This is a genomic window from Microcystis sp. M179S2, assembly GCF_020245805.1.
GTDB classification, from domain to species: Bacteria; Cyanobacteriota; Cyanobacteriia; order Cyanobacteriales; family Microcystaceae; genus Microcystis; species Microcystis aeruginosa.
Genome location: NZ_JADBUE010000015.1, coordinates 1 through 3,666, shown reverse-complemented (window position 1 = coordinate 3,666; position 3,666 = coordinate 1). Strand labels below are relative to the sequence as shown.

Annotated in this window: 4 protein-coding genes and 1 pseudogene; 4 read left to right on the top strand and 1 reads right to left on the bottom strand. The window is 39.1% G+C overall.

Going from position 1 to position 3,666, the window contains the following annotated elements:
* The coding region (locus tag IM500_RS00785; protein WP_287737421.1) for a helix-turn-helix domain-containing protein at nucleotides 1-116 on the bottom strand (116 nt) is incomplete at its 3' end.
* A gap of 109 nt (nucleotides 117-225) precedes the next feature.
* On the opposite strand from IM500_RS00785, the gene tnpA reads away from it, so the two are divergent.
* From tnpA to IM500_RS00765, 4 genes and pseudogenes are all read left to right on the top strand, one after another.
* Entirely contained in the window at nucleotides 226-597 is a 372-nt protein-coding gene (tnpA, locus tag IM500_RS00780) for an IS200/IS605 family transposase (protein ID WP_353737885.1), read from the top strand.
* Nucleotides 598-808: 211 nt separating this feature from the next.
* Nucleotides 809-1,924, top strand: a complete 1,116-nt coding sequence (locus IM500_RS00775; RefSeq protein ID WP_190721146.1) for an ATP-binding protein — start codon at nucleotides 809-811, stop codon at nucleotides 1,922-1,924.
* Nucleotides 1,925-2,088: 164 nt separating this feature from the next.
* Nucleotides 2,089-2,718, top strand: a pseudogene (locus IM500_RS00770) (IS607 family transposase).
* A gap of 22 nt (nucleotides 2,719-2,740) precedes the next feature.
* Nucleotides 2,741-3,001, top strand: coding sequence for a hypothetical protein (locus tag IM500_RS00765; RefSeq protein ID WP_287737418.1), 261 nt, complete (start codon nucleotides 2,741-2,743; stop codon nucleotides 2,999-3,001).
* The last annotated feature ends 665 nt before the right edge of the window (nucleotides 3,002-3,666 follow it).

Sequence of the window (3,666 nt, the reverse complement as noted above, 5' to 3'; positions counted from 1 at the left end):
TTCCGTTCTGAAAGAGCGTAATTATAAACGCTCTTACAAACATCAAGAATGTGGATGATCTCCCGTTCCTGTTGCCTATTTACCTTTAGTTTGTACTGGTAGGTAAGCGTTATCACTGTCGTTCGTTTCGTGATGTACAATTGAATTGTAACACTTACTGCCTAATATGTCAACCGATTACAATCATGGATTTTGCTCCGTTTATAGACTTACCGCTCACGTCGTATTTGTCATCAAATACCGACCATTGCTATTAACAATGAAATCTTAGCCCGACGTCAAGAAATCTTTGTATCAACGCTGACGAAATGGGAAAGCGTGTTGCTTGATTTCAACGGTGAATCGGATTACGTTCACCGGATTATCGATGACAAACATGACATCGCTTTATCCAAATTAATCGCTAACCTTAAAACAGTTAGTAGTCGCTTAATTAGAAAGGAATTTCCGGATTTGGCGGCCAAGTATTTCGACAATAAACCTTATTTTTGGACGGGAGGTTATTTCGTGGCTAGTTGTGGCGGCGTTACTGTCGAACAACTAAAAAAATACGTCGAGAACCAAAACTCCCCAAAAGTGGAAACCCTACCGCGTTAGTTTCATTCCGGTGGCGATTCATCTCCCGTTAACTGCGTAGCGGTTTAACGGGAGTCCTCTCGCGACCTTGAGATAGCAAATTAGGTTATACTTCATCTTTAAGAAAAAAGCTGTAAGAATCGACCTCGAAAATGTCTTGACCATCGAACCCGATTCGAGGTATTATATCAGGGTAGATCAGACAGTAATGAAATTCAGATTTAAATTGGCAATGTTAAACCAGTTAAGAATTCTAATTGTTGATGATAATGAAGTAGATCGGATCGCCGTGCGCCGATTCTTAAGAACATCGGAGATGGCGATAGAAATAACAGAAGCCGCTGACTATCAAGAGGCTAAAGAAAAGATGTCCAATAATCTTTTCGACTGTATGTTTATCGATTATCTTCTACCCGATGGAGATGGTTTGACTTTGGTGCGGGAAATTCGGCAACAGGGACTTAAAATACCCCTAATTGTTTTAACCGGTCACGGAGACGAAGGAATTGCCGTAGATATGATGAAAGCCGGTGCTTCCGATTATCTGAGTAAATTTCGTCTTTCTGCCTTGCGCTTAAATCAAGCGATGCGAAACGCCCTACGCATCTATGAAGCGGAACAAGAAGTGACGATTGCCAAACAAGAAAAAGAGCAATTGGCTAGACAAAAAGAAGATTTTGTTTCGAGGATGACCCACGATTTGCGAACTCCTTTAGTGTCTGTCAATCATATATTAGAACTATTTCAAGAAGGTTTATACGGTGAGATTACTCCCGAAATGAGTCGAGTCATTCATGTGATTATTCGCAGTAATCAAAATCTCTTGGAAATGGTTAATAATCTTTTGGAAGTTTATTGTTATGAAAACGGCGAAAAGATACTTAATTTTACTAAATTAAAGATTATCGATATTCTCGAAGAAGTCTGTCAGCAGTTAACTCCCCTTGCCCGAGAAAAAGGACTAGAATTAAGCTTAAATGCCGAAAATGCCGGGGAAATTTTCCTAACTGGCGATCGCTTGGAACTGCGGCGCGTTTTTACCAATCTCATCGGCAATGCGATTAAATTTACCCAAAAGGGTGATGTGAAAATTCATCTCATCCCCGCTACAGAGGAAGATACTTTTGTCACCATTGTCGTCGAGGATACTGGTATAGGAATTTCAGCAGAAGAACTACCCCGGATTTTCGAGCGCCTGTACTCCGGTTCCCCAGACAGTTCCAACAATGGGTTAGGACTTTATCTCTCCCGTCGCATTATCGATGCTCATGGGGGAACTATTAGCGTCACCTCAGAATTAGAACGGGGTAGTAGCTTTTCTGTCCGTTTACCTGCTTCGTTTAGGTAGCAAAAAGCTAACTATATCTGCTAAGATATTATAAGTAATGGGACAAAATTAACTTCTTGGTTAGGATGGGCAATAGGCAAGAGGCAAAAGGCAAGAGGTGGTTAGATATGTGCAATTAATTGTGTCTAGTTACTTAAAGTATAGCAGATATTAGGAGTCAGTGATTGAATGCTAGATACAAACCAGGTGAATTTGCCAAAAAGATTAACCGGAGCATAGGAACCTTAAGAATTTGGGATAAAAACGGAAAATTACCTGCCCATAGACTCCCATCGGGACACCGCTATTATACCGAAGAAGATTACTACAAAGCGTTAAGTCTAGAACAACCACAAATTCAGAAAAAAACGGTTATCTATGCCAGAGTTTCCTCGGCCAAACAAAAACAAGACCTGATTCGACAAATAGAAGCTTTAGAACGGTTTTGTTTAGCCAGAGGTTATATTATTGATGAAGTCATCGAAGAAATTGGAGGAGGATTAAATTATACTCGTCCTCAATTCTTACGACTAATGGCAATGATTGAAAATCAACAAATTGGGATTTTAGTGATTGCCTTTAAAGATAGATTATGCCGATTCGGGTTTGAATATTTTGAACACTTTTTAAAAAGCCATGAAGGTAAGCTAATAGTAGCTAATACTCAAACTTGATCACCTCAACAAGAACTCATTGAAGATTTAATGGCAGTGATTCATTCTTTCTCTTGTCGTCTCTACGGGTTAAGGAAATATAAAAAAGAGATAAATAAAATCTTAAAAGAGACTGAAGATGAAGAAAATCTGCTAGAATAATAGGGTGGCTAATCTCAGAAAAATGGCTAAAAAGAAATCCTTAAAAGCTAAGTTAACCCGGATAAGTCGGTCAAAAAAAAAGACCGATAGACCGAGCTATCAAAGATTAATAGGGATTGAAAGTAAGATAGAATATCATCCCTTTCTAGAAGATTGGGGAAAGGATTATCAAAGTCTTTTACGCTGCGCTTTAAATGATAGACAAAAAGGGTTATCTGAGGATGAGATAGAGAAAAACTATCAAACCCAATTTGATATTCAATGGGCATGGGCTGATAGTTGAGCGACAAATGCTAGTTCAGTGTTTGACCAATTAACCACAGCTAAAGCCAATCACATAGAACTTCTTGAAACAGATTTAAAAGCAGGATTTAGGAAAGTTAGAGAAAATTTAGAAGTTCTAGAGAAGGCTGCTCAAAATCCGACTACGGCGAATGTAAGAAACTTTAACAAGAGATGATTAGGGGTCAAATCTAAACTAGAAAGATTACAACGAAAGAAACAGGAACTTTCTGATTTAAAGGAAACAGACAGACTTCACATTTGTTGGGGGTCAAAGAAGTTATTTAAGGCTCAATATCATCTAGAAATCAATGGCTATGCTAATCATGAAGAATGGTTAGAAGATTGGAGACTTCATAGAGGAGGCAATTTTTATAGTATCGGTAAAGGGTCAGTGGATGGCAATAATCCGGTCACGAAAATTGATCATCAAGCGGAGCGAACTGTTCCGAGGGAACCTCGGAACCAGCACGCGCACCAAGAAGAAGATGATATTTTCACTGTTACTATTACAGTTCCTCGTTGTTATTGGGACTTAGACAAAAAACAAATCGAGAAAAGCCTCAACTCCAATCCCCGCTTGGGATTTACTTCGAGAAGCCCAAAATCGCTGAAACCCAGATAGATCAAGGAAAATCATAAATCGAGGTTAACCCTTTGTCCCGT

Excerpts from the sequence above, each read along its gene's own strand:
- IM500_RS00775 (WP_190721146.1), top strand. The coding sequence starts at position 809 with ATGTTAAACCAGTTAAGAATTCTAATTGTTGATGATAATGAAGTAGAT.
- IM500_RS00765 (WP_287737418.1), top strand. The coding sequence starts at position 2,741 with ATGGCTAAAAAGAAATCCTTAAAAGCTAAGTTAACCCGGATAAGTCGG.